The organism is Lysinibacillus sp. NPDC056220 (assembly GCF_049315265.1).
Taxonomy (GTDB): Bacteria; Bacillota; Bacilli; order Bacillales_A; family Planococcaceae; genus Lysinibacillus; species Lysinibacillus pinottii.
The window spans coordinates 105136-130585 of sequence record NZ_JBMOXD010000008.1 but is presented as its reverse complement, the minus strand read 5'-3'; the positions used below and the strand labels follow the sequence as shown (position 1 = coordinate 130585).

The window sequence follows — 25450 nt, the reverse complement described above, 5'->3', positions numbered from 1 at the left end:
TTTTGATGTCCAAAATTTTGTTTCGTTCACTAGCTAGGCTAGCTACTTAAAACTTTATTGATTACGTTTTGCTTGTTCAGTTTTCAAGGTTCATTATTTAAGTCGTTTTTTCAGCGACTTCTTTATATTAACATCTCACTCAAAACATGTCAACTATTTTTGAAAAAGTTTTTTATGTTTTTCATCGAGTTACTTGTTATGTCTTAGCGACAATTAATATAATACAATATCATTATATTATTCGTCAACTACTTTTTTAAAAAAATATCGAGGTATTTTTTAGATACCTCGATTACAAGCATACTACAGTCATTGACCAATTTCTAGAGCTTCTTTATCGACCTTGTAATGACGGTGAAAGATCATCTCGTTTTTCGCAGTAACTGGCTCTATATGAATATACCCCTTATCCACTAAGTATTCGACAAATACTTCTAAATCAACAGAGTAATTCATGAGTTCATGATGGTCATGTAGCTCTTGAATCGACCATGTTTCTTTTGTTTGCATCACTTCTAATATATGTTGTGCTCCATCTCGTGTTCGAGAATGTATTAAAAACTCACTTGCTAAGAATAAAAGTTCTAAGCGTTTTTCAATTGGCTCATTACTCGTCACCAGTTCTTCGTACAGCTTATAAATCGCTGGTTCAATTTTTTTCACTTGCCCCCATACAGTTACTTCAGGGTATAGACCACTATCAATGATTGATAAACGCCCCAAATGGTGTAAGGAATCAACTACATGATTATATGCATCCAAATAACTGCCCTTATCAAAGTATTCCTTCCCCTCCAAATAACGACGTATTAACTTGGAAAATTGAATGCCTGTCTTAATCTTACGGCCACTATACGGAAATTCCTGTAATTCTATTTTTAGTTTATGCAGGAATTCATTCCGATCAAATAGTACTCTGCCAAAGAAAATCCAATCGACTACCTTCTTATTAGATCCGATTAGAAGCCATTTTCGTATTAGTTTCTCCGTAACCGTATGTAGAGCGACTTTATTTCCTTCATATAAGTAATGTTTTGAAAAGACTGGCTGCTCTGCTTCTTTTACAATAATTAATAAAACAGTATCAAATGTATCTGTAACGTTACTTTGCTCCTCACGTTTTTCCACTAAAATAACGCCTAATGTATTTGACTGACTCGCACGTTCTTGGTATATAGGACGCAATACTTGCTCCATGTTCAGCCCCCCTTTATTCATATAGCTTCCCTTGTTCCGTTAAAAATTCGACATACTCTAAAAGTATTCCTTCTTTGATTTACCTCAAAGCTAAAATACTTTGCCCTTATATGTTATAGTAGATTTTAGATTGGGAGGCAAGATAAATGAAACCTTATAAAAGTAAAATTAATAAAATTCGTTCATTCGCTTTAGCACTAATCTTTATTGGTTTTATTGTAATGTACGGAGGTATATTCTTTAAAAATAGCCCAATATTAGTTTTAATTTTCATGACATTAGGTGTTTTATGTATTATTGGTAGTACAGTTGTCTATGCCTGGATAGGTTTATTATCAACACGAGCCATTCAAGTTGAGTGTCCTAATTGCCATAAACATACAAAAGTTTTAGGCAGAGTCGATATGTGCATGTATTGCAATGAGCCATTAACGCTTGATCCTACTCTTGAAGGTAAAGAGTTCGACCAATCCTATAATCATAAAACGAAAAAATCCTAGCCCGTTAACGAGCTAGGATTTTTATTGTACTTTAGCAGTAACACCTTTACATGATGGACATGTGCCGTATATCTCTAAACGATGCGAATGCACATCAAAGTCAGTTACCTGTGATGCAAAATGCTCTATTTCATCGAGCCCAGGATAATGGAAATCGACGATCTTGCCACAGCATTCACAAATCATATGGTAATGATCATTTGTCACGAAATCAAAGCGGCTTGAAGCATCTCCATAAGTAAGCTCTTTCACAAGACCTACCTCACGAAATACTCGCAGGTTATTATAAACAGTCGCTACACTCATATTAGGAAATTTCCCTTCAAGTGCTTTATAAATTTCATCGGCAGTAGGATGTGCCATAGATTGAATTAGATATTCCAAAATAGCATGACGCTGAGGAGTAATACGTACACCAGTTGTTTTTAACGTGTCCAGTGCATCCTGTAAATGCGTTGTAGACATCGTCATGCACCTCTTCCATAAGTATTATTAATTTATAATTGTTATAAATAGTGTATCCAATTAGCGCTACTTCGTCAACAATCACACATACTAATCCTCTAATTTCATCGTTTTTTTCTTAATATCCTCTCGATAGCTCCATGACATTTTCTAAATCTCTGTCACCTCTTAGCCATTTTGTTAAGCTGGGCTTAAAAATTTCTAAGCTTCGTTCCACATAACGAGATGAATGGCTTGAGACATGTGGTGATACGATGACATTTGGCAATGCCCATAGTGGATTGTCTGATGACAGAGGTTCTTCTTCAAATACATCCAAAACGGCATATCCTATTTCTCCATCTTCGAGCGCCTGAATGAGTACCTTTTCATCAACTAAATTCCCTCGGCCAAAATTCATGAAAATTGCACTGCTCTTCATAGCTATAAAATGTTCTTCATTTAATAAATGCGTTGTTTCTTGTGTTTTTGGCAACACAGAAATGACAATATCAGCACTCGGCAAAACTTCTATTAATTGCTCAAAGCTAATCATCTTATCCATGTTTGACGCTTCATTTCCAGAGCGATTGCAGCCAATAGTCGTCACACCAAAGGCTTGTAATAAGCGCCCCACTTCCGAGCCAATAGCGCCTGGACCTAAAATAAGCGCTGTACTATCTCGTAATTCAGTTTGTTTGGCTTTTTTTGACCATTCACCTTTCTTTTGTTGCTCATACATCCAAGGTAAAGCACGTTTAATGGCTAAAATATGGGCTAGCATTGATTCTGCCATAGGTGTTTTATGGATACCTCGTACATTAGAAACTAAAATACCACGCTCCATAATAGCTTGAGCAGGCATTTTTTCAATGCCTGCTGATGCAACAAAAATCCATTTTAACTTCGTCGCCTGTTGGATGCTCTCTGTTGTTAAATCCTCACCATATGTAACTAAAACATCCGCTTTTTGAAGCTCTTCATTTGTTATTCCACTTTCAAATATAAAATCGACTTGTGGGAATTCTGCTAATAATGGTTCCCGTAAATCTGGTCTTGGTTCAAAAGTAAAATAGATTCTCATGTTGTCGCCTCCTGTTCTGCTAAATAGGCATAAACTTCTTCAATATGATTTTTCACACGTACTTTACGCCAAGCTTTCATTAACTTACCCTCCGAATCAATTAAAAATGTGGAACGCTCAATCCCCATAAATTCACGTCCATACATTTTCTTTAAGACCCATACACCATACGCCTCCGCTACAGCATGATCTTCATCTACTAATAAAGAAAAAGGCAAGCCATGCTTATCAATAAATTTTGTATGTTTGTTTGCATCATCTGGACTAACGCCTAGAACAACAGCGTTTAAATGACTAAAGTCCTCAAACCTATCTCGAAAATCACATGCTTCAGTTGTGCAACCTGGTGTCATATCTTTTGGGTAAAAGTATAAAATTACATTCTGTCCTTTAAAATCAGTTAGCTGTACCGTCTCTCCCTTTTCATTCATAAGAGAAAAATCGGGTACCTTCTGTCCTTCTTGCAAAGTCATAATAATCTCCTCCTCTGTATATTCATTTTACTCCAAGTAACAAATCAAGTCATATTCCTTATTTTCTTTGGATTTCTGACACTGATAGGTCTACAATAGATTACGTATAAAAAGTTAGGAGGCAATACTATGAATCACGCAAAATCTGAAGCAGTACACGCAGAGGCGTTACAACATATCGTTGGTGGTGTAAATAGCCCTTCTCGTTCATATAAAGCAGTAGGCGGTGGTTCTCCTGTGGCAATGGTTCGAGGAAAAGGCGCATATTTTTGGGATGTAGATGGCAATCGTTATATAGATTATCTTGCAGCATACGGTCCTATCGTTACAGGTCATGGGCACCCTCACATTGCTAAGGCTATTACACATGCTGCTGAAAATGGCACATTGTTTGGAACGCCGACTGAATATGAGGTTACTTTTGCAAAAATGCTAAAAGAAGCCATTCCGTCTATGGATAAAGTACGCTTTAACAACTCTGGTACAGAAGCTGTTATGACAACTATTCGTGTTGCACGTGCCTATACAGGACGTACAAAAATAATGAAATTTGCCGGATGCTACCATGGTCATTTCGATTTAGTTTTAGTAGCTGCTGGTTCAGGTCCTGCTACATTAGGAACACCAGACTCAGCAGGTGTAACGACTTCTACAGCTGAAGAAGTTATTACGGTACCTTTCAATAACCCTGAAGCTTTTACAGAAGCAATGAATACATGGGGCGATGAAATTGCAGCTATTTTAATTGAACCTATCGTAGGAAACTTTGGTATTGTTGAACCGAATCCTGGCTTCCTTGAATTAGTACACGCTACGGCCAAAGAAAAAGGAGCCTTAACAATTTACGATGAAGTTATCACGGCTTTCCGCTTCCACTACGGTGGTGCCCAAAACTTACTTGGCCTAACACCTGATCTAACAGCACTTGGTAAAGTTATTGGTGGCGGTTTACCAATTGGTGCATATGGTGGTCGTAAAGAAATTATGGATACAGTCGCACCACTAGGTCCAGCTTACCAAGCCGGAACGATGGCCGGAAATCCAGCATCTATGCAAGCAGGTATTGCGTGCTTAGAAGTGCTACAAACACCAGGCATTTACGATGAAATGGATCGACTAGGCGGGATTTTAGAAGAAGGGATTTTAGCTGCTGCTAAAGAGCATGGAGTAACCATCACATTAAATCGTCTTAAAGGGGCGCTGACAATTTACTTTACAGATGTGAAAGTAGAAAACTATGAGCAAGCCGAAAACTCTAACGGTGAAATTTTTGGTCGCTTCTTTAAACTAATGCTTGAGCAAGGGGTTAATCTAGCTCCTTCTAAATATGAAGCATGGTTCTTAACTACAGAGCATACTGAAGCAGATATTCTTGAAACAATTAAAGCTGTGAATTACGCATTTTCTCAATTATCATAATGGGTATGCAAAGGCGACTTTCTATCATAAGTCGCCTTTTTCTTATTCTTGCATACAAATCTATGTATTTTATGTGCACTTCCTTCTATAATGTAAAGAAGCTAAAAAATATGAGACAGAAAGGACATCTTTATGAAATTAGGTGCCCGTGTATTTAAAACTGGTGTCGCTATCGTATTTGCCCTGTTTATTGCAGAGCTGTTAAAACTACCTTCACCTGTTTTTGCTGGAATTGCAGCTATTTTTGCGATACAGCCTTCTATTTATCGCTCTTATCAAACCATTGTAGAGCAAGTTCAAGCAAATATTATAGGTGCAACCATTGCCGTCTTTTTCGGCTTACTTTTTGGCCATCATGTGGTTGCCATTGGCATAGCTGTCATAATAGCTATTGGTTTAATGTTGAAATTTAAACTAGAAAAATCTCTTTCGTTGGCGTTGGTATCAGTCGTGGCCATTATGGAATTCCAAGGAGAAGACTTTTTAACGTTTGGTTTAATACGCTTTGTTACTATATTAGTCGGGGTGTTAGCAGCATTTGTCGTTAATCTTGTTTTCTTACCACCCAAATATGAGATTAAACTATTCCGCAAAATTTATATTTTGCAGGATGATATTATTCGATGGACGCGACTTGCAGTACGGCAGGCTTCTGAGCATACATCTACAAAGGGCGCATTAAGTAAATTTAAAAGCCGTATGTTACGAGTCGATACGCTGTATGATTTATATAAAGAGGAGCGTAATTATTTCAAAAATAAAAAGTATGTAAAAGCACGTAAATTGGTCGTCTATCGTCAAATGATCTTAACTTCCAAAAAAAGTTTAGAATTGCTACAACGATTGCATAACCACGAAAACGAATTAGCTAAGCTACCTACGCAATTTCACTTAATGATTCAGGAACGGCTTGATTCCTTATTAACGTATCACGAACAATTGCTCTTAAAATATACTGGGAAATTAAAGCCTGAACATTCTGAGTGGAGTAAAAGCATCGACTATGTTCAACGCAATGAACTAATGGAAATTTTCATTAAGCAAGTAAACTTTGCTCGCGAGGAAGGCGATACGGAATTTTCTAGCTATCACTTACTCTATATTTTATCGAGGATTCTAGATTATGAGGAAAATTTAGAGCATCTAGATACACTGATTGTTTCATACCAAAGCTACCATGGCCATGAAATTAATGTAGAATTTGAAGAAGAATTCATCTAGCAACCACGTAAGCGACAGATTCACATACAGCGGATCTGTCGCTTTTTACTACAAAAAAAACCTCCAAGTAGAATTCTACTTAAAGGTAAAATTAAGGACGTAACGCAAGCAGCTGTTGCTCTGCTAGCTTACGTTTACTTGTCTGCTCACTCCGCAAATGCTGGTAATTAGCAATACCTGTAACAATTGTATCCCACATTTCTTCTAGCGTCTGTGTTTTATCCGTCTGCTGAGCAAGAGCTGTGCTTAGGTGAACCGCTTCATTGCTAGCTTCCCCAAATTGCTTCACTCGATTTTCAAAGGCAGATGCTGATTGATTTTGTAATTGTTGACGTCTTTCATTCACAGCATTCATCAGCCCCATTTTAAAAACAGGAATGGTTTTAACAAATGCGCCATGAATCTGTTCAATCAGCTCATTATTCCCATGACGTAGCATCTCAATTTGTGGAGCTGTTAAGATGGCAACCATTCGTGATTTCTCCAACTCATCTATTTTTTGTTGAAGCATTTCAGCAATTGTCTGTAAACGATTAAGCTCCATTTTGGCTACCTGATTACCTGCCTCACCCTGTTCCTCATATAATGGGATTAATGTTGTTTGCACCTCATGTAATTTCATATCAGTAGCTACGATATATTTTTCTATATCAAGGTAAAACATCAAATCTTCTTTGTATAACCGAGCGAGTAATCGATTATCCTTCGCTAATTCCTCTTCCATAAGCACAAATTGGTAATGAATTTTTTCTATATCTCTACCGAGCACATTGTATTTCGCATATACATCCTCTTCATTTTTTGATTTACGTGTAAATAGCTTCTTAAAGAAACCCTTTTGTTCAGCAAAATCTTTTTTATCGAATGTCAGCATTAAGGATTCAAGCTGTTTAAATAATTCATTGGATTCAAAAGTAGCTGATTGGGTCACTATAGCTAGAACTTGATCTGCAAATTTTGATAATTTGGTAGCTGGTTCTTTTCCCAACTCTATTAGCTCTAGCTGATTTTTTATATCAATCTGATGAGCAATTTGTTGAACCTCTTCATGTTCTCGTAATTGTTGTTTGACGGCATCTGCTGTTTCTAGTGTCAGTTGCTCAAGCGTCATTGGGATGTTTGACATGGTCGCCGCCTCCTTCCTATCATCAGAAAAAGCGATTAAAGAGCTTTTTAATAATTTTATCCGGTGCCGCTTTTTGCTGCGATGGTTCTTCATAAGGCAAATCAAATAACATATGCTCTAAACGATGCACATCATATGTGTCCTCCAGCAGATGCTTTTCTAAATCTAATTGTCCAGTCGGATTATAAAAAATGATATCCATACCGAAACGATTTAAAAATGCTAATAAGGCAATATCTTCGCGCGATAATGCAGGTTGCTGCGGCGCTTGATACATAATAATCTTCGGTATCTCTTGTGAATAGTCGAAGCTTTGCAATAATCGCAGTATTTCTTGAGGAATCATTGTCAGCTGCTTAAATACAAATAACTGTAAATCATATAAAGTCTCATTTGGTTGCTGTTTTAACATTGGTTGCTCACAAGATGTTTTGATCGTATGCGCAATGGCTTGTTGCAGCTCCAATGATAATTCACCATACTGCCACCAATCACTTTGTATAATACGTTCTGCTGAAAGTTCACCATTTACTAAGCAATGTTTATAGTGAAAATGAAAGTTGGCCTTGCTTGTTTTTGTAAAAGGAAATTCCTGCACGAAGATAGTTTGTGGGTTTATTAATAACTGATGCATGAAATGCCAGTATTCCTCACGCTGGCTTGAGACTCCGCTGATTTTTGCAAAGATGACAGGAATCACTACTTCATTTCCATTGACATCAAATTGGGGTCGTACTAATGCCTTTTCCTTCGCATAAATAAAAATATCATCATAGGTCATACGCAAAGTTAGTGAGCGTGGCATAAAATCTTTGAATTGCCACGGTCTATAGACTCCTGATTGCTGGTCATGCATTAATTGTTCAAAATGCTGACTAGAACGATAGCCTACAGTTGCCTGACGATCACGGAGCTTGTCAGGAAATGGCTGTAATGATGTTTGGCTTGTATATGAATAGCTGATGGAAAAATCATCATTAGGATCCACCTCAGCAAATTCATCTACTTTTGCTGGATGAAATATTAATACATCACAGCCAAGTTCCATTAGGAGTAACAAAAAATATCGCTGACTAACAGTGGCTTCTCCATACCAAACAACTTTAGGGAAATCATCGGTTGGCTTCAAAGCTTTAGCCCATTGAATCCAATGGTTTTTTAACCACTTCACCAGATCAATTAAGAAACGACGAAATTCATTGGAAAGTAAACCTAGCGATTGTTGATGTTGAAATAATTCTATAACCTTAATAGTCGTTAGCTGTAAATGTCGATTCATAATGCTGTCATCATGTTTTGGAATCAGTTGATACCCATACATCATCGCCACTAAACGATTAATGGTAAGTCCTTTAGGTGTTTGCTGATGCTGCGATAAAATATTTTGTATGGCTTGAAAGTCTTTTTGTTCAATGTGCTTATTTAATTCTTCACTTAAAATATGAATATTTTGGTTTTGAGATAAGGTATATAATGAATTAAAATATTCATCTTCCTCGATTGGTACGCCTAAAACGCGTAGAGCCATACGGCTAAAACATATTTGTTGTGGTGTTTCCTCATAAAATGCACGATTCTTTGGTGAATCTTGAAACGCCTGTAGCCAATCATCTTGATTACGCTCGACTATTGTTTTTATTGTGATTGTTTGCATACAAACGCACCCCCTAAAAAAATCATCCTTAAGCTTAATTCAACGGATATATAAATTTAATCAATATTATTTTCTTCATATTCTCTAGTAATTTTTGAAAACGTTAAACGTAAATAAAATCAAAACTAACATCCCAAAAAGGCAATCAAGTAAAATAAGAAGTTTTATTCCACTATCACATAAGTAAAACTCCTGTAAAAACCTAAGATGATTGCCGCCATTACTTCGAAAAACCTCATGTTCAATCCACCTTCGGCACAACAACTTGGTTGTATGCTAACGAGGAAGTACTTGATGAAAAATTATTACATCACATTTGCATCTGTGAAGATACTGATGATTTAGCGGTAGCGAAAAAACTATACTACTGTTTGTTGTGTAGTATGCTGTAAAACAGCCTGAAGCAAATGCTTGGTAAATGCTTCACCCTCATACGGCGAGTATGTTGTATTAAGTAGTGTTTCTGGCTGTTTATCCTTTAAATCACCATGGTTTGGTGTAAAAGCCACATCAGCCATCTTCAACATGCCATAATCCATCATAGAATCGCCTGCTGCTATATGCACATCGTATGTACAAAACTCCATCATATATTGTATGGCAGCTTCCTTGGTCAAAACCTTTGGCATGAAATATAGTTTTTTCCCTTGCAGAAAAACGTACCAACCATGGGTATCGAATTCTTGAGTCATGGCGCGTAAATCATCCTGTTGTAAAACATCCAGATTTACATGATGGACATAAAAAAGGTCATCTATATAGAAAGAACGTTGTAGCCATGTATCAGATTTGATGGTGTGAAATAGTTGTAACATATCCTCACGTGGAATTGAAGAATCTTCAATACGTCTACCTAATGTTTTGGTCCATTTGTCGCATGGCTGACCCTTTTCTAATATTGTACCCCCATTGCTCGTAATTGCAAAAGAAGGGTTCAGGTCATTTATAAAATGGATTCTTTTATATTGATGCAACGCTCTAGTTGTAACAGGGACAAATAGTGTTTGCTGATGAACCTGTTGCAATAAAATAGCTGTTTCTTTTGTCATCATGCTCATCTTTTCATTAGCCTTATGTTCAACGACCACTTTATCTGAAATAGGCGGAAACATCTCCATCATGCGTTTAGAATAAATCAGTGTTCTATCTAAATCTGATGTGAATAATATCATTTTGAGCTCCTCTATAATTCTTTTATTAAGCCGCAACATGCGTAGGACATATGCGAATATTCTTCTAATACTACATTTTTTTCATGAGCTAATAATAAAATATGCTCTAGCTCATCCTTATACTGTGGATTAATTAAGATTTTCCAAGGTATTCGTCGCAATAAAACTCGGGTCGTTTCTCCAACACCTGGTTTAATAAGGTTAATGTTTTCCATGTCAAAATCCAATTGAATATTTTGGACCGATTTCATACCTGCCCACGTAATAAGAGAGGTAGCTTCATCCTGAAGTTGACTGGTAATTTCATTCCGTACTTGCTTGAAGCATGCGACTATACGATTTATGTACAAGTTCGAGACATCCATATCTTCTAATTCTTTATAGTATTTTGCTCCATGGAAGTCGTCCTTATCCATAAACTGCAAATTTAAAACGGTTCTGCTTACCAAGCCAGAGACAGTTGAATTTAAACAAGCAGAAGGAATTAAAAAATCTTCGCGAGTTCCAAAAATCGTAGCACAATGCCCTGGATCTGCTAATACAGCTAGATCCGCTTTTAACTGCGTTTGATATTGTTCATTAAACGTTTGACAAGATTGAATCAATTCTTTGGTTATAGCGCCTTTTCCCGTCCAACCATCAATAAATTGAAGACAGCCTTGAGGATGTTCTGAAAGAATGTAACGTATCGCCGCCTCATCAAATCCACGACCACGCAAAATAGAAATAGAATAATGTGGTACATCCACCTTATAGTTCATTGATATGTAACGTTTAATTAAAATACCGATTGGCGTACCTGCTCTGGCTAAACTTACAAGTATTAAATTTTCTAACCCTCTACTTTTGACGATACGTTCTGCTACTACCCCAACAGCGATAGCAATTCTATCCGCGAAAGCATCCAAGGTTTTATAAAATAGCTTCATATATGTTTTAGATGGTTGATATTCCATTGGTAACATTTCAGAGTAATGCGTACCTGCTTGAATAAGCTGTTCCCGTTTTTCATTACCCATCTCTAGAAATACATTTCCAATATCACGCAATAAAAAAATTACGTCCTCTCGTGCATAGCTACCCATGTTATCTGGCTGTAAAGTCGATGTCATCATACTCCCTCCAACTCATGCATACAAATCACATATACCTTCGCCCCACTAACCGACTGAAGAGCTGCCACCATTCGATCTACTACCTCTTTATTGGATATACGTTCTATTATTAGAAAAAGTTCCGTATATAGTTGGCTCTGGACATTATATAAATAATTTTCAACCCCGTTATTTTCGGGACTCTCAAATACAATTTTTTCTGTAATTGTATAATCTACATCGTCTGTACAATAAATAGGACTGCGAGTTGATGATTGGAAATAAACACCTTCCCCTAAATAGGATGCAATTTGCATAGGTACATACATAAACTCACCTGTTCCAATCACCAAAGCTGGTCCATCCGTTCGTAGTTCCTTTAATTGCTTGGCGATGGCTTGTAACATGTTCATTTGTTCAAAATGCTGTTTTGATGTTAGCATAAATCTTCCTGTTGCTTTTAGGTACGGCTGATTGTTTATTTTGCCATTCTCTGCAACAGAATAATAGAAAAGACGATCAATGGAGTCTTTAATGGGCAGTAGAGTGATATCCCTAGTAGCAATAGTCGTTACCTTCGGCTGTACACTTGTTAAACTAGGTACTCCTGTACAATTGAATGTCCCACACATTATGGAGATAAATTTAATAGAAATTTCCCATTGCTCTTCTAATTGCTGAAAGACTATTCGCTGCTGCTCTGATCGCCAATCTAAAATAGATAGGACGACGTACTGTTTAACATCAGGAAACTTCTTTTTTAATGTTTCAATTATGTTGATGACCGTATTCCCAGTCGTAATTTCATCATCTATTAATACGATACGCTTAGCTTGCTGTAAAACATTAGGTTCCTCTGTATAAATTCTATGGCTTGTCGCATGGGAATGTTCTTCCTCGAATGTGACAAATGGTTCAATATGAGGAATAACTTCACGAGTAGTATGGATATACATAGCATTTGATTGAAATGCATTAAATACGGCATGCCCAAGTGCAGTGGCCGTCTCCGCAAATCCAATAAACAATGTCTTATGTGCTAACTCTACGCTTCCTTTCACAGAATTTTGTAGCTCCTCTAAATTTATGCCTTCTTTTAAAGCTTGAACAACAGGCGTAATCGTATTGACTTTTTGATTATTACCTTGCTGGTCGTACATCATAGCTAAAAGAGCTCCTGTTAGTAAAGGGATTTGCGGTCGAACAGCCAAATGCTTGCCAAGCACAGTGCTTATAAATAAAAATTGTCGCTTCTTATTAATACGAGCAGCCATTTGAAATAAATCTGTTAGCGCAAAATCGTGTGGGTTATGGGTGATTTCAATGTCAATTGAATAGTTTGGTAAAATAGTAAGTTTACTCATTTGTTGTTGCATACATATGACCACCTAGTTCTGAATTTAATAATAGGGAGGCGAAATCCACAGTTTCATGATAAACGCCATAGACATGTGCCTGTTTTAAAATACGTTGTGCCCACCGCATATGTGGTTTGATTTCATTCATTTTATTAGCATAATGACTTTTCATCACACCTTTACTACCATCATTATGTTCCACAATACTAAGTGCATCTAAATACTCCTCATATGAAATAGCGTATAGTGCATGCACAACACGGATATGACTTGGATGAATCACCGTTTTACCCACAATTCCATTTTGTTTGTCCATTAAAACTTCCTTTATTAGTCCATCTAAGCAATCGTCTAATAACGCTTTCCTCGTTTCAAGCGCACCCTTCTCACTAAATGGCGTCATGCGTAAGGCTGGTTTTAACACACGCTGATTACTAAAATACTCCCATACTGGCCCAGATATCACAAAGCCATCTTCCTCACGCCCTAAAACATTCACTATATCCGCTATACAATCCCTTATTAAGCTAATGTCATATATGGTCGAGTCCATACGGCGGCGAATTCCATAAATTCCACAAAAATCAGTAGCGCCAATTCGTATATTCAACACCCTTGATTGGTACTGCTGTAAAACCGATTTAATGGCTAATAATGCCTCCATACGAGATTCTTTATAGAGTACCTCCCTACTTTCTAAAATTGGCATCCCGTATAAGGTAAGATTATTCTCTAGAATTGTTTTCTCAAGAAGCTCAAAATATTGTGCCCCTTGTGTTGCTGTAAATTTCGGAAAGACATACCCAGTTAAAACTTCCTGCTTCTCTTTTAATCTAGAAGTTAAATAATTAAATTGTTCAACATGGCGCACACGAATAAAAAGTAAGGGAATATCTTGGAGTAGCAATTGTTTTTGGTGATAGAGTTTGTATAATTCGCTAATGTCTTCAAGCAATTTTGCCTCACAATCACCTAATTCTGAATCCCCCACTGCATCCTCTAAATCAATGACAAGTGACGTGAGTTCTTTATATTTTTGTGATTGAATCAAACCTACAATATTAGGCATGGAAGCGGGCATATACAAAGTAGCCCCTAATGCATAGGATAAAATATCTGGCGTTGCCCATTTCGTAAAAGGCTGCGGCTTCTTAAAAAAAATTGTCTCTGCTTCTGTTGCAAAGTGTTGCATCTAATCCACTCCCCTATAATTATGCCTTTTGTAAAAAAAGCACTGTATCAGCCCGTTTATACAGACCAATACAGTGCCATGTTACACTGCTGTTTTCTAATTCATCCTGTGTACAACAAATGTCAATAAGAACTCAATAAGAACGCAGCAATTAGAATAATGAAAAATGCTTCATGTAATAGATGGAATCCAAAAATATGCGCAAACATATTCCATACAATAGTCGGAATTAGTATATAAGCACTCGTTTCAAGCTCTGACACTCGTTCAATTAAGCATAGGAATACAAGAGCAATCGTATGCATCATGAGTATTCCTACATCCCGCCTACTAATAGAACCTATACTTTAAAAACTGTGCATATGTACTTAATATCTCATTAATTACATCCACACAAAAACCTCGTCATATACCTAGTTATTGTAGGCCATATGCGTTGATTAATGCTGCTAAGCCACCTTGATAGCCTGAGCCTATTGCGGCAAACTTCCACTCGCCATTATGACGGTACAGCTCACAAAATACTACGGCTGTTTCAATACTGAAATCCTCGCCTAAATCATAACGCAATACCTCTGCTCCTGACTCTTCATTTGTCAAACGAACATAAGCATTTAGGACTTGTCCAAAGTTTTGATGACGTCCCTCTGCATCATAGATAGTGACCGTTACAACAATCTTGTCAATTTGAGGAGATACTTGCTTTAAGTTGACAAGGATTTTTTCATCATCCCCATCCCCTTCCCCTGTGCGGTTATCACCCGCATGAACAACTGATTGGTCTGGACTCGCTAAATTATTGTAAAAGATAAAATCTTGTTCATTACGACACTTGCCCGATGCATCTAGTAAAAATACAGATGCATCAAGGTCAAAATCTTGCCCACCATCAAACTGTTTGACATCCCAGCCTAAGCCAATGCCGATGTTGTTTAAACCAGGGTCTTGCTTCGTTAAATCAATTCTTTGCCCTTTACTTAATTGGATAGCCATTCAAAATCTCCCTTTCCGTCCAAAGATGAAAATTTAGTTTACGTTCAAGCCGTAGTCATTACATAAAGCAGCTAAGCCACCTTGATAGCCAGCACCTACTGCGTTAAATTTCCATTCTCCGTTATGACGATATAATTCACCAACTACAATAGCTGTTTCAATACTGAAGTCCTCACCTAAATCATAGCGAATTAGTTCTTGGTTGGATGCAGCATTTACAATGCGAATGTATGCATTCGATACCATACCGAAGTTTTGATTGCGTGACTCTGCATCATGAATAGTTACAGTGAATGCAAGTCGTTGAACATGGGCAGGAACTTGAGCTAATGCAACTTTCACCACTTCATCGTCACCTTCACCAATACCTGTTAAATTGTCACCTGAATGTTCAACTGATCCGTTACCGCCTGTTGTATTGTTGTAGAAAATAAAGTCATTTTGATCTGCTACTTTTCCTGTATCGGCAAGTAAAAATACAGAGGAATCTAAATCAAAATCATTTCCACCATCATATTTATTTGTATCCCAACCTAAACCAACAATTACATTTGTTAATCCCGGATTTGTTTTCGTTAAATCTACCTTTTGACCTTTTTGTAGTGAAATACCCATGCTTTTTCTTCCTCCTAAATAGTCGTTTTATTTTATTGATATCTTCGAACAACGTCGCCAAGTTTGAGATCGTTCGTTCCTGAACCAACTGCTGCGAATTTCCATTCAGTTTGATGGCGGTAAATTTCACCACAGATTAACGTCGTTAAATTCGAATAATCATCACTTAAATTATAGCGAATTAGTTCGCTTCCTGTCCTGTCATCATACACACGGATATATGCATTTCGAATCATACCAAAGTGTTGGTTTCTGCCTGCCGCATCATAGATGTTTACGACAAACACTAGCTTATTAAATTGTGTCGGAACAGACGATAGCTCAATTGTGATTACTTCATCATCCCCATCGCCATCTCCCGTTAAGTTATCACCTGAATGTCGAACAGAGCCACAGTTACTTGTTAATTTGCCAAAGTAAATGACATCGTCCCCAGCTAAAACTTTATCGTCTTGCAGCATTAATACAGAGGCGTCACAGTCAACGCTTCTACCACTGCCACTATTTCTACTAGAAAATAAACCGCCAAGGAAGCCACCACTTTTTTCTTGGCCGACAGGGTCCCATCCTAAACCTACTTTAATCTTGTTTAATCCTGCGTTCCCTTTTGTTAAATCAACACGTTGTCCTTTTTGTAAATTAATTGCCAATTTGATCACCCTCCTAAAATATGTATTCTAATTAAAAGATTATATGTAAAGTCATCATCTACCCAGTAAGATGGCCTTTATTAACCATACTTTCAGTCTAAAATAACGTGACAAAAAATTCAATAAATGGCTCCGAAAGGTTCTCTTTTTTTATTTATTGTTATAGGAATATTTCTATAAAGGACGCTTCACCTGTAAAAGAGTTCCTTTTCGAAAGAGCCGAAAAAAACCTTCTAACTTGTAGAAGGCTCATGAATCTAATTACTAATTTTTCATTTTCGGATCTAGTGCATCACGTAAACCATCACCCATTAAGTTAAAGCCAAGAACCGTTAACATAATCGCTAATCCTGGAAAAATCATTGTCCATGGTGCGTTTAATAAAAACTTCCTAGCATCCGCAAGCATTTTTCCCCATTCAGGTGCTGGTGCTTGCGCGCCTAGACCAAGGAAACCTAATGCCGCCGCTTCAATAATGGCAGTTGCAATAGCAAGCGTCCCCTGTACAATAATCGGAGTGATAGAATTTGGCAAAATGTGAGAAAACAGAATTCGTGAATCACGCATGCCAATAGCCTTTGCCGCTACAATATATTCTTCTTCTTTAACACTTAATACTTTAGAGCGGATTAAGCGCCCAAAGTTCGGTATGTTAATAATAGCAATGGCAATTAATGCATTTTGTAAAGATGGACCTAGCACTGATACGACCGCAATCGCCAGCAGCATACTAGGGAAAGCTAGCATAATATCAAAAATACGTGAAATAATCGTATCAATCCATTTCCCATAATAGCCTGCGATAATGCCAAGTAAACTACCAATTATAACGGATAAAATAACGGAAAAAAAGCCTACCCATAGTGAAATCCTTGCACCATGTATGATTCTCGAAAAGATATCCCGTCCAAAATCATCCGTTCCAAACCAATGATCAGCGGATGGTGCCAGTAAACGCTTCGTTAAATCTTGTTCATTGATGCCCTGTGGTGCAATGAAAGGACCAATGACAGCCAGTAAAACGAAGAATATAACGATTCCTGCTCCTACGAGTGAAACTTTGCTCTTTTTAAAGCTACGCCAGCCTTCGAGCCATGGACCTACTGCCCTTTCTCGCACTGGTGCTGCTTCTTTTTTTATATCGATTGCTCCAGTCATCATTGCAACTCCCTTCTACTTGTATTTAATACGCGGATCGACAACTGTATACAGTAAATCCACGATTAAGTTAATCATGATGAAAATAAATGCAACGATTAAAATTCCTGATTGAATCACAGGATAATCCCTGAAGCCAATCGCATCATAAATATAGCGACCAATTCCTGGCCAACTAAAAATAGTCTCTGTTAAAATGGCCCCACCAAGCAGTAATCCTGTTTGTAAACCAATTACTGTTAACACAGGAATAACGGCATTCTTTAAAGCATGCTTATAAACCACAATAAACATTTTTTGGCCTTTTGCTCTTGCAGTGCGAACATAATCTGAGCGCATAACCTCTAGCATAGAAGATCTTGTAATTCTTGCAATGATAGCCATCGGAATAGTTGCCAGTGCGACACCTGGTAATATGAGTCGCTTTAAGACTTCGACGAATTGATCGAAGCGACCTTGAATGAGCGTATCCAATAAATAAAAATGGGTTATGGCGGTTATAGGATTTCGGACATCTTCTCGGCCAGAGGTAGGCAACCAACCAAGCTTACTACTAAATGTCCATTGCTCCATCAACCCAAGCCAGAACACCGGTACAGAAACACCGATTAATGCAACAATCATCGCTGTATAATCAAACCAAGAATTTTGAAACCAAGCAGAAATAATACCAGCATTCACACCGATAACTATCGCAATAATCATCGCAAAAAAGGCGAGTTCAGCTGTTGCAGCTAAGTATGGAAAAATTTCATCTGATACAGGTAATTTTGTACGTAAGGAAACCCCTAAATCTCCCTGAAAAATGCCTGCCAAATAACTAAAATATTGTGTATACCAGGGTTTGTCTAATCCTAAACTTGCGTTTAATGCCTCGACTGCCTCTTTTGTCGCCTGTTGTCCCAAAATAACTTGAGCGGGATTACCAGGTATTGCTCGTATTAACATAAAGACAATAAAAGTCATTCCAAGCAAAACTGGGATTAGTTGAAATAAACGTCTCCCCATATAGTGAAGCATGTTCATCACCTCTCTATGATTTTCATAATCTACTTTGAAGTCTTTATATACTGTTGAAAGGTTGAGCCTTCACCAAACGGTTTTGAATGTTTAGATGAGTGATCTTTCATACAGGAGAAAATGATATGGTTTTCTTATACTAGAAAAGAATCTGCTAGAATTCCACGGCTTACCCGCAGAAAAGCAAGCAGATTCTCTAATTCTTTTATTCAACTCATAAAATGACTATTGAATATCTACCGCACCTAAACGGTCAGAGCCAGTAGGATGCGCAATATAATTTGTAACTTTCTTGTTAGCAGCTAAAATTGGAGTAGAGTGAGCAAGCGGAACCCATGGTGCATCCTCAGAAATAATGACTTGAGCTTGCTTATAAAGCTCATTACGCTTGTCCTCATCGACTTCAGTTTGAGCGGCTGTTAACAACTTGTGTAATTCTTGATTATCATAGAATGTATAGTTGTTCGAGCCTATATTATCTCCATCTAATAAAGTATATAAGAAGTTATCCGCATCCCCATTATCACCTGTCCAGCCAAGTAAGAATGCATCCGCCTCACCATTTTGTGCTTTCTCTAGATAAGTAGCCCATTCAAATGACACAATTTTAGATTTAATGCCTACATCCTCTAGGTTCTTTTGAATCGCTTCTGCCACTTTTTGACCGTCAGGCATGTATGGACGTGGTACTGGCATTGCCCAAAGCTCAATTTCCTTGCCATCGTAACCTGCTTCAGCAAGTAATGCTTTCGCCTTTTCCGGATCATACGTATAGCCTGCAACTTCATCATTATAGCCAGAAATTACTGGTGGCATTGGGTTTTTCGCTGGCTCTGCTAGCCCTTCATAAAATGCATCCACTAATGCTTGCTTATCAATTGCATAGTTAACTGCCTGACGCACTTTTACATTATCAAATGGAGGGCGTGTCACTGTTAACCCTAGATAGCCAACGTTCATAGATGGACGCTCAATTAATTGTAAATTAGCATCCCCCTCAATTGTTCCTTTATCGGATGGACTAATGCCATCAGCTACATCAATATTGCCTGCTAATAAATCATTTAAGCGTGCAGAGTTCTCTGGAATAGAACGATAAATTACTTTATCTAATTTAGGATAGCCATCAATATAGTAATCAGGATTTTTCTCAATTGTTATTGAATCATTACGTACCCAGCTGACAAATTTGAAAGGGCCAGTACCTACAGGATTTGCTGACAATCCCTCTTCATCTGCTTCAAATGCAGTGGGTGAAGCAATCGCAAATGGAGACATTGCTAAGTTTTTCAGGAACGGTGCTTGTGGTTGGCTTAGCTTAAAGACAACTGTATAGTCACCCTCTGCATTTACTGACTCAATTACTTGTTTGTCACCAACGAGAAATTGCGAACTAAAATAAGGGTGTTTATCAGCACCTGATTTCCAACGTTCAATATTCTTAACAACTGCCTCAGCATTGAAATCTGTGCCATCATGGAATTTCACACCTTCTTGTAGCTGGAAAGTATACGTTAAACCATCCTCTGATGCCTCCCATGATTTTGCTAAACCTGGCTGAATCGTTACATCTTGTTCACCAAAATTCACCAATGTTTCATAAATATTAGCTGTAACCGTAAAGGATTCACCGTCTGTTACAACAGCAGGGTCTAGTGCTACAGAATCTCCTCCACGACCATACACTAAAATTTTCGGTTCTCCACTGCTAGCTGTATCGCCACCAGTTGAAGTATCTTTACTACCCGTATCCTTTGTATCAGAGCCGCCACAAGCTGCTAAGATCGTCGAGAGAATAAGGAGCAGCATTACACCTAAAGTCCAAAGCTTCTTTTTCTTCATTCAATTTCCCCCTATGTGGTTTTTATATCATTTAATGTTGAAGTGCCTCATATAGATGACACGCAACATAATGACCTGTTTTCACTTCTTGCATGCTAGGTACTACCTGTGAGCATTGTTCCATTTTAAAAGGACATCTCGTATGGAATGTACAGCCACTTGGCGGATTGGATGCACTCGGAATATCCCCAGTAATAATGATTTGTTCACGTTCAAACGTTGGATCTGGCACTGGGACCGAAGATAAGAGTGCCTGTGTATATGGATGAAGCGGTTCAGCATATAAGCCTTCACTCGCAGTCAACTCTACTAATTTGCCTAAATACATGACGCCAACACGATTGCTAATATGGCGCACAACCCCTAAATCATGAGAAATAAATATATAGGTTAGCTTTAAATCCTTTTGCAGCTTTTGCAATAGATTTAACACTTGTGCCTGTATAGACACATCCAATGCCGATACTGGTTCATCCGCAATGATCAAACGAGGATTGGTCATTAAAGCACGTGCGATACCGATTCGTTGCCTTTGACCACCACTAAACTGATGTGGGTAACGTTTGACATGATATTCATTCAATCCAACAATCTCAAGCAGCTCCAATACCTTTTGCTTCCGCTCCTTGGCACTACCTATTCCGTGAACGATAAGAGGCTCTTCTAAAATTTTGCCAATGTTATGTCTTGGATTTAGAGAGGCATACGGGTCCTGAAAAATCATTTGAATATCTCTACGTGCCTTCCTCATTTCATTATTGGATAATTCAGAAATCATTTTACCTGCGAATTCAATGTTTCCTTCAGTAGGCTCTAGTAATCGCATGAGTAAACGACCTGTTGTTGATTTACCACAGCCCGACTCACCAACAATCCCCAATGTTTCACCTTCAAAAACCTCAAATGAAACATCATCCACTGCTTTTACATCCCCGGTTTGTGTATTTAGAACCCCTTTGCGTATGGGGAAATATTTCTTTAAGCTATCAACCTTTAATAACACTTTCGACACGTTGCTCCACCTCCTGCTTCTCTAGTAAAAAACATCTCGATTTATGCTGCTCTGCTGCCTCAAATAAAGGTGGTGTTTCCTGTAAACAACGTTCCATTGCGTATTCACAGCGTGCCGCAAAACGACACCCTACTTGAATACTCCCTGGTTTTGGTACACTTCCAGGGATTGAATATAAATTCTCCTTTTTAAATCGCATATCAGGCACTGATTGAATAAGACCTTGTGTATAAGGATGCTTCGGATTAGCGAATATTTCTTGAATCGGTGCCTCCTCTACAACTTGTCCAGCATACATGACAATCACACGCTCACAGGTTTCTGCTACAACGCCTAAATCATGTGTAATTAATAGTACTGCTGTATTCAATCGTTTATTTAAATCTTTCATAAGTTGTAAAATTTGAGCTTGAATCGTAACGTCTAAAGCAGTTGTCGGTTCGTCCGCAATTAAAACCTGTGGATCACAGACAAGTGCCATTGCAATCATGACCCGTTGACGCATCCCTCCCGATAGCTGATGCGGGTAATCCTTTAGTAATTCTTCAGCACGTGGTAAACCTACAAGTTTCACAATTTCAACTGCTCTGGCAAACGCTTTCTTTTTCGACCATTTTGGATTATGTATTAAAATGGCCTCCTTTAATTGATCACCAATTGTAAACAAGGGATTTAGTGAAGTCATAGGCTCCTGAAAAATCATAGCTATGTCTTTTCCACGTATTTTCTGCATTTGTTTTTCTGTATAATTCACTAGATTTTTACCATCTAGCAATATTTCACCACCGGTTATTTTGCCAGGGGGTGATGGAATTAATCCCATGATGGACAGTGACGTAACACTTTTACCACTTCCCGATTCACCGACAATCCCTAATATTTCTCCTTCTTGGACAGAAAAATCGATATCATCTACAGCAGGAATTTGTCCATTATCTGTGAAAAAGGTTGTTTTTAAACCTTTTATTTCTAGTAGCTTTTTCCTCATGCGCAACGTCCCACCCTACCTATATTTTACTTAATTGTATAAATTATATTAACAGAATACTATAACTTTTGTTAAATTCCCTATTTTCAGATAATTCTAACTAAAAAACATCACTCTTTCAATCATTAATATTCTGCAAATTACATAGAATTTCTACAATAATCGTCTTTAATAATAATTAAATCTTATAAAGAGATAATTTTTTACATTTATCAAAAAAAAATAGCCTTCCATTTAAAAATAAATGAAAGACTTTTTTTAAAAATTTCACATTTGTTGATTTTCGTGTAATTTCATTATTACTCCAAATGTTGCACTTGGAATAAATCATAATATGTCCCTTGTTCCATCATTAATTGCTCATGAGTACCGCTTTCGATTAATTGACCATGGTCTATAACAAAAATCTTGTCAGCATGTGTGATAGTCGAAAGACGATGAGCAATAATTATGGTTGTTCGTTCATGAGCCAGCTCCTCTAATGACTCCTGAATCAATGCTTCACTCTCTAAATCCAGCGCTGAAGTTGCTTCGTCAAGGATTAAAATCGGAGGATTTTTTAAAAATACTCGAGCAATGGCAACTCGTTGTTTTTGCCCACCTGATAGTTTTACTCCACGTTCACCTACTTTAGTGTCATATCCATTTGGCAGAGTCATAATAAAATCATGAGCATTTGCTGCTTTGGCAGCCTCAATCACTTGCTCATCTGTCGCATCAGGTTTTCCCATTAAAATATTTTCTTTAACAGAGTCACTGAAGAGTATATTATCTTGTAGGACAATTCCAATTTGAGAACGTAGTGAGTGCAATGTGACATCTCTTACATCCTGTCCATCAATTGTTACGAAACCATCCGTTGCATCATAAAACCGAGGTATTAAGCTAATAATTGTGGATTTACCACCACCACTCATGCCGACGAAGGCGACAGTCTCACCAGGATTAATAGTAAAATTAATATTTTTTAAAATAGATACCCCATCTTTTTCATATTGGAAAGAAACATTATCAAAACGAACTTCTCCTGTCGCGGCTGGTAATTCTCGCGCACCCACTTTATTTTTCACTTCATACGGTTCATCCATTAAATCAAACATTCGATCCATTGATGCAATGGATTGTGTCAACGTTGTTGAAGAACTAACAAGGCGGCGAAGTGGGCCATACAATCGTTCAATATACGCGATAAAGGCAACCATTGTTCCAACAGATAATGTACCATTTATGACTTGATAACCTGCATAAGCAATAACAAGTAAAGGCGCTACATCTGTAATGGTATTTACCACAGCAAAGGATTTAGCATTCCACTTTGTTTGATCAAGGGCCTTCTCTAAAAATTCACCATTTGCTTGATCAAATAGTGTTTGTTCATGTTTTTCTAATGTAAAGCTTTTAACAATACTCATACCAGCTACTCGTTCATGTAAATAGCTTTGCACACCTGCAAGTGCTTGTGAACGTTTACGTGTCAAATCTCTCAGTTTTCCAAAAAAGTACTTCACACTCAATGCATAAAATGGGAACGCTAATAAGGCCACTAATGTTAGCTTAATATCCATTGTTAGCATAATAATGACTGCAATGACAATGGTTGCAAGGTCTAGCCACACATTCATTAAACCCGTCATTACAAAGTTCTTCGTTTGCTCAACATCGTTGATGACCCTTGAAATAACATCACCGGCACGTGTATTGGCATAATATTTTAAGCTTAATCGTTGTAAATGTGCGTAGATTTCTTTCCGAATATCAAACAGCACCTTATTACTAACATGTTGTGCAAAATATTGACGGTAGTATTCGATGGGTGGACGAATAATAAAGAACACAATAATCGTTCCTCCCAGCCAATATAATAGCTCTTTTGTTTTTTCTCCATCTGTTAAGTCGTCCGCAGCAATAATATCATCCAACACAATTTTAATGAGTAATGGAATAAATAAAGGAATAGCAAATTTAACTATACCGATAACAATCGTTAAAACGATCTCCCAAGAATAAGGTTTTACAAAGCGCATATACCGCTTGATGCTTCCCAAATTTTCATCACATCCTTACAAAAAGAAACAGGCATCCAATGATGAATGCCCTATGTATTATAGCAATATTTTGACTAAAATACAGTTATGATGACTTTACCGCTAACTATTTTGCATATGCCTTTCCTAGAAATGGCTACAAGAGGCAATATAAAACACCTATTAGTTAACTAATAGGTGTCACTAACAATCATCTGACTGCATATCTAGCTGGAACTTATAACGATTTGTCCAGACGTCGATGAAATCGGGTGCAAAAGGTCCTCTTTTTTGTTGAATCCAGCTTATTAGCTTATCGACATTGCGCTTTAAAATTTTATCAATCACATCAGGATAAGACATTTCCTTACGATGAAGCTCATATTCATCCTCATCTAAGAGCGTATAAGACATGTCAGGAAAAACTTTAATGTCTAGATCATAGTCGATATATTTAATGGCATTATTATCGAACACAAATGGTGAGCTTAGATTGCAATAATAATACACACCGTCTTCACGTAGCATACAGATGATGTTAAACCAGTGTTCCGCATGGAAATAGCAAATAGAAGGCTCTCTCGTTAGCCATGTACGACCATCGGATTCTGTCACAAGTGTCCGTTCATTCGCACCAATCACAATATTTTTCGTTCCTTTTAAAACCATCGTTTCTTGCCAAACACGGTGGATGCGGCCATTGTGCTTATAGCTATGTATTTGTATCGTTTCTCCTTCTACCGGTAATGCCATTTTGAAGCCCACCTTTTCGTCTATGCTACCTTTATCTAGCAGTCTCTAGTATATTATAGCAATGTGTACGCGAAAGGTGTAGTTAGAAAACCACAAATTTCACTACGCTATTTTGAATTTGTATAAAATTTCGTTAACTTTAAGCGAAATTTATTAAAAGCCCTGCAATATTGGGATTTATTGGTTTACCAAAAGAATATAGAAAGGAGCTGTCTTTTTCATCTTTTCGGATTTTTAGACAGCCCCTTAGAGGTAAATGCAATTATGCAATTACAAAGTGTTACTCACCTAAATCTTGGTTAGTTTTAGAGAAACGACCTGAAGCTGGAGCTTTCTTTTGCTCTGCTTTCGCATTTTGCTTTTGCACTTCATTTACGTCCGTTTCATAACCAAATTCTTCACTTTGACGTTGCATGTTTTTATTCGGTTGGAAATTTTGGTTGTTTTGCTTTTTCATTATT

General features: G+C 37.5%; 25 protein-coding genes. 3 read left to right on the top strand and 22 right to left on the bottom strand.

Annotated elements, in window-relative coordinates; translation table 11 throughout:
- Nucleotides 1-309 precede the first annotated feature (309 nt).
- Nucleotides 310-1197 (bottom strand): nucleotidyltransferase-like protein, encoded by an 888-nt coding sequence (locus ACOZBY_RS19450; protein ID WP_031416904.1) that lies wholly within the window; start codon nt 1195-1197, stop codon nt 310-312.
- 146 nt (nt 1198-1343) lie between these two features.
- Here ACOZBY_RS19450 and ACOZBY_RS19445 point away from each other — a divergent pair, with 146 nt between their 5' ends.
- A complete protein-coding gene (locus tag ACOZBY_RS19445; RefSeq protein ID WP_008173457.1) occupies nt 1344-1697 on the top strand; it encodes a YgzB family protein in 354 nt (117 codons plus the stop codon).
- Nucleotides 1698-1718: 21 nt separating this feature from the next.
- Here ACOZBY_RS19445 and perR read toward each other — a convergent pair whose 3' ends face one another.
- The 3 genes from perR to bcp all read right to left on the bottom strand — a co-directional run bounded on the left by perR (nt 1719) and on the right by bcp (nt 3698).
- Nucleotides 1719-2162: a peroxide-responsive transcriptional repressor PerR gene (gene perR / locus ACOZBY_RS19440; RefSeq protein ID WP_031416903.1), complete on the bottom strand. Its 444-nt coding sequence runs from the start codon at nt 2160-2162 to the stop codon at nt 1719-1721.
- A 118-nt stretch (nt 2163-2280) separates the two neighbouring features.
- On the bottom strand, nt 2281-3225 hold the full coding sequence (locus ACOZBY_RS19435) for a D-2-hydroxyacid dehydrogenase (protein ID WP_031416901.1): 945 nt from the start codon (nt 3223-3225) through the stop codon (nt 2281-2283).
- Entirely contained in the window at nt 3222-3698 is a 477-nt protein-coding gene (gene bcp, locus ACOZBY_RS19430; protein WP_012292123.1) for a thioredoxin-dependent thiol peroxidase, read from the bottom strand. The genes ACOZBY_RS19435 and bcp overlap by 4 nt, the downstream gene beginning before the upstream one ends.
- Nucleotides 3699-3827: 129 nt before the next feature.
- Here bcp and ACOZBY_RS19425 point away from each other — a divergent pair, with 129 nt between their 5' ends.
- Complete coding sequence (locus ACOZBY_RS19425) at nt 3828-5117, top strand: glutamate-1-semialdehyde 2,1-aminomutase (RefSeq protein ID WP_031416899.1); 1290 nt, start codon at nt 3828-3830, stop codon at nt 5115-5117.
- 132 nt (nt 5118-5249) lie between these two features.
- Nucleotides 5250-6338, top strand: a complete 1089-nt coding sequence (locus ACOZBY_RS19420; RefSeq protein ID WP_008173466.1) for an FUSC family protein — start codon at nt 5250-5252, stop codon at nt 6336-6338.
- Nucleotides 6339-6429: 91 nt separating this feature from the next.
- On the opposite strand, the gene ACOZBY_RS19415 is transcribed toward ACOZBY_RS19420, so the two are convergent.
- The 18 genes from ACOZBY_RS19415 to ACOZBY_RS19330 form a co-directional block, all read right to left on the bottom strand.
- Nucleotides 6430-7464 carry a toxic anion resistance protein gene (locus ACOZBY_RS19415; protein WP_031416897.1) on the bottom strand — a complete coding sequence of 345 codons (1035 nt, stop codon included), beginning with the start codon at nt 7462-7464 and terminating at the stop codon, nt 6430-6432.
- 22 nt (nt 7465-7486) lie between these two features.
- The gene (locus ACOZBY_RS19410) at nt 7487-9118 is read right to left on the bottom strand and encodes a YceG family protein (RefSeq protein ID WP_332292274.1); all 1632 of its coding nucleotides are present in this window, start codon (nt 9116-9118) and stop codon (nt 7487-7489) included.
- 359 nt (nt 9119-9477) lie between these two features.
- Nucleotides 9478-10290 carry an HAD family hydrolase gene (locus ACOZBY_RS19405; RefSeq protein WP_099806185.1) on the bottom strand — a complete coding sequence of 271 codons (813 nt, stop codon included), beginning with the start codon at nt 10288-10290 and terminating at the stop codon, nt 9478-9480.
- Nucleotides 10291-10301: 11 nt separating this feature from the next.
- The gene (locus tag ACOZBY_RS19400) at nt 10302-11402 is read right to left on the bottom strand and encodes a cysteine protease StiP family protein (protein WP_036160459.1); all 1101 of its coding nucleotides are present in this window, start codon (nt 11400-11402) and stop codon (nt 10302-10304) included.
- Nucleotides 11402-12760: a phosphoribosyltransferase family protein gene (locus ACOZBY_RS19395; protein ID WP_031416891.1), complete on the bottom strand. Its 1359-nt coding sequence runs from the start codon at nt 12758-12760 to the stop codon at nt 11402-11404. Before ACOZBY_RS19395 ends, ACOZBY_RS19400 begins: the two co-directional genes overlap by 1 nt.
- The gene (locus ACOZBY_RS19390; protein ID WP_036165379.1) at nt 12741-13934 is read right to left on the bottom strand and encodes an HpcH/HpaI aldolase/citrate lyase family protein; all 1194 of its coding nucleotides are present in this window, start codon (nt 13932-13934) and stop codon (nt 12741-12743) included. Before ACOZBY_RS19390 ends, ACOZBY_RS19395 begins: the two co-directional genes overlap by 20 nt.
- A 122-nt stretch (nt 13935-14056) precedes the next feature.
- On the bottom strand, nt 14057-14242 hold the full coding sequence (locus ACOZBY_RS19385) for a hypothetical protein (RefSeq protein WP_012292115.1): 186 nt from the start codon (nt 14240-14242) through the stop codon (nt 14057-14059).
- 109 nt (nt 14243-14351) lie between these two features.
- A complete protein-coding gene (locus ACOZBY_RS19380; protein WP_012292114.1) occupies nt 14352-14927 on the bottom strand; it encodes a TerD family protein in 576 nt (191 codons plus the stop codon).
- A gap of 33 nt (nt 14928-14960) precedes the next feature.
- Nucleotides 14961-15542 (bottom strand): TerD family protein, encoded by a 582-nt coding sequence (locus ACOZBY_RS19375; RefSeq protein ID WP_012292113.1) that lies wholly within the window; start codon nt 15540-15542, stop codon nt 14961-14963.
- A gap of 32 nt (nt 15543-15574) precedes the next feature.
- Complete coding sequence (locus ACOZBY_RS19370) at nt 15575-16192, bottom strand: TerD family protein (RefSeq protein WP_012292112.1); 618 nt, start codon at nt 16190-16192, stop codon at nt 15575-15577.
- A gap of 264 nt (nt 16193-16456) precedes the next feature.
- A complete protein-coding gene (nikC, locus tag ACOZBY_RS19365) occupies nt 16457-17353 on the bottom strand; it encodes a nickel transporter permease (RefSeq protein WP_012292111.1) in 897 nt (298 codons plus the stop codon).
- A 12-nt stretch (nt 17354-17365) separates the two neighbouring features.
- The gene (locus ACOZBY_RS19360) at nt 17366-18370 is read right to left on the bottom strand and encodes an ABC transporter permease (protein ID WP_031416888.1); all 1005 of its coding nucleotides are present in this window, start codon (nt 18368-18370) and stop codon (nt 17366-17368) included.
- Between the two features lie 225 nt (nt 18371-18595).
- Complete coding sequence (locus ACOZBY_RS19355; RefSeq protein ID WP_012292109.1) at nt 18596-20212, bottom strand: ABC transporter substrate-binding protein; 1617 nt, start codon at nt 20210-20212, stop codon at nt 18596-18598.
- Nucleotides 20213-20243: 31 nt separating this feature from the next.
- On the bottom strand, nt 20244-21224 hold the full coding sequence (locus ACOZBY_RS19350) for an ABC transporter ATP-binding protein (protein ID WP_422762609.1): 981 nt from the start codon (nt 21222-21224) through the stop codon (nt 20244-20246).
- A complete protein-coding gene (locus ACOZBY_RS19345; protein ID WP_031416884.1) occupies nt 21199-22212 on the bottom strand; it encodes an ABC transporter ATP-binding protein in 1014 nt (337 codons plus the stop codon). The genes ACOZBY_RS19350 and ACOZBY_RS19345 overlap by 26 nt, the downstream gene beginning before the upstream one ends.
- 299 nt (nt 22213-22511) lie before the next feature.
- The gene (locus tag ACOZBY_RS19340; protein WP_012292106.1) at nt 22512-24236 is read right to left on the bottom strand and encodes an ABC transporter ATP-binding protein; all 1725 of its coding nucleotides are present in this window, start codon (nt 24234-24236) and stop codon (nt 22512-22514) included.
- 204 nt (nt 24237-24440) lie between these two features.
- The gene (ntdP, locus tag ACOZBY_RS19335) at nt 24441-24989 is read right to left on the bottom strand and encodes a nucleoside tri-diphosphate phosphatase (RefSeq protein ID WP_025115837.1); all 549 of its coding nucleotides are present in this window, start codon (nt 24987-24989) and stop codon (nt 24441-24443) included.
- A gap of 280 nt (nt 24990-25269) precedes the next feature.
- Nucleotides 25270-25446, bottom strand: coding sequence for a gamma-type small acid-soluble spore protein (locus ACOZBY_RS19330; protein WP_008173504.1), 177 nt, complete (start codon nt 25444-25446; stop codon nt 25270-25272).
- Nucleotides 25447-25450: the final 4 nt, after the last annotated feature.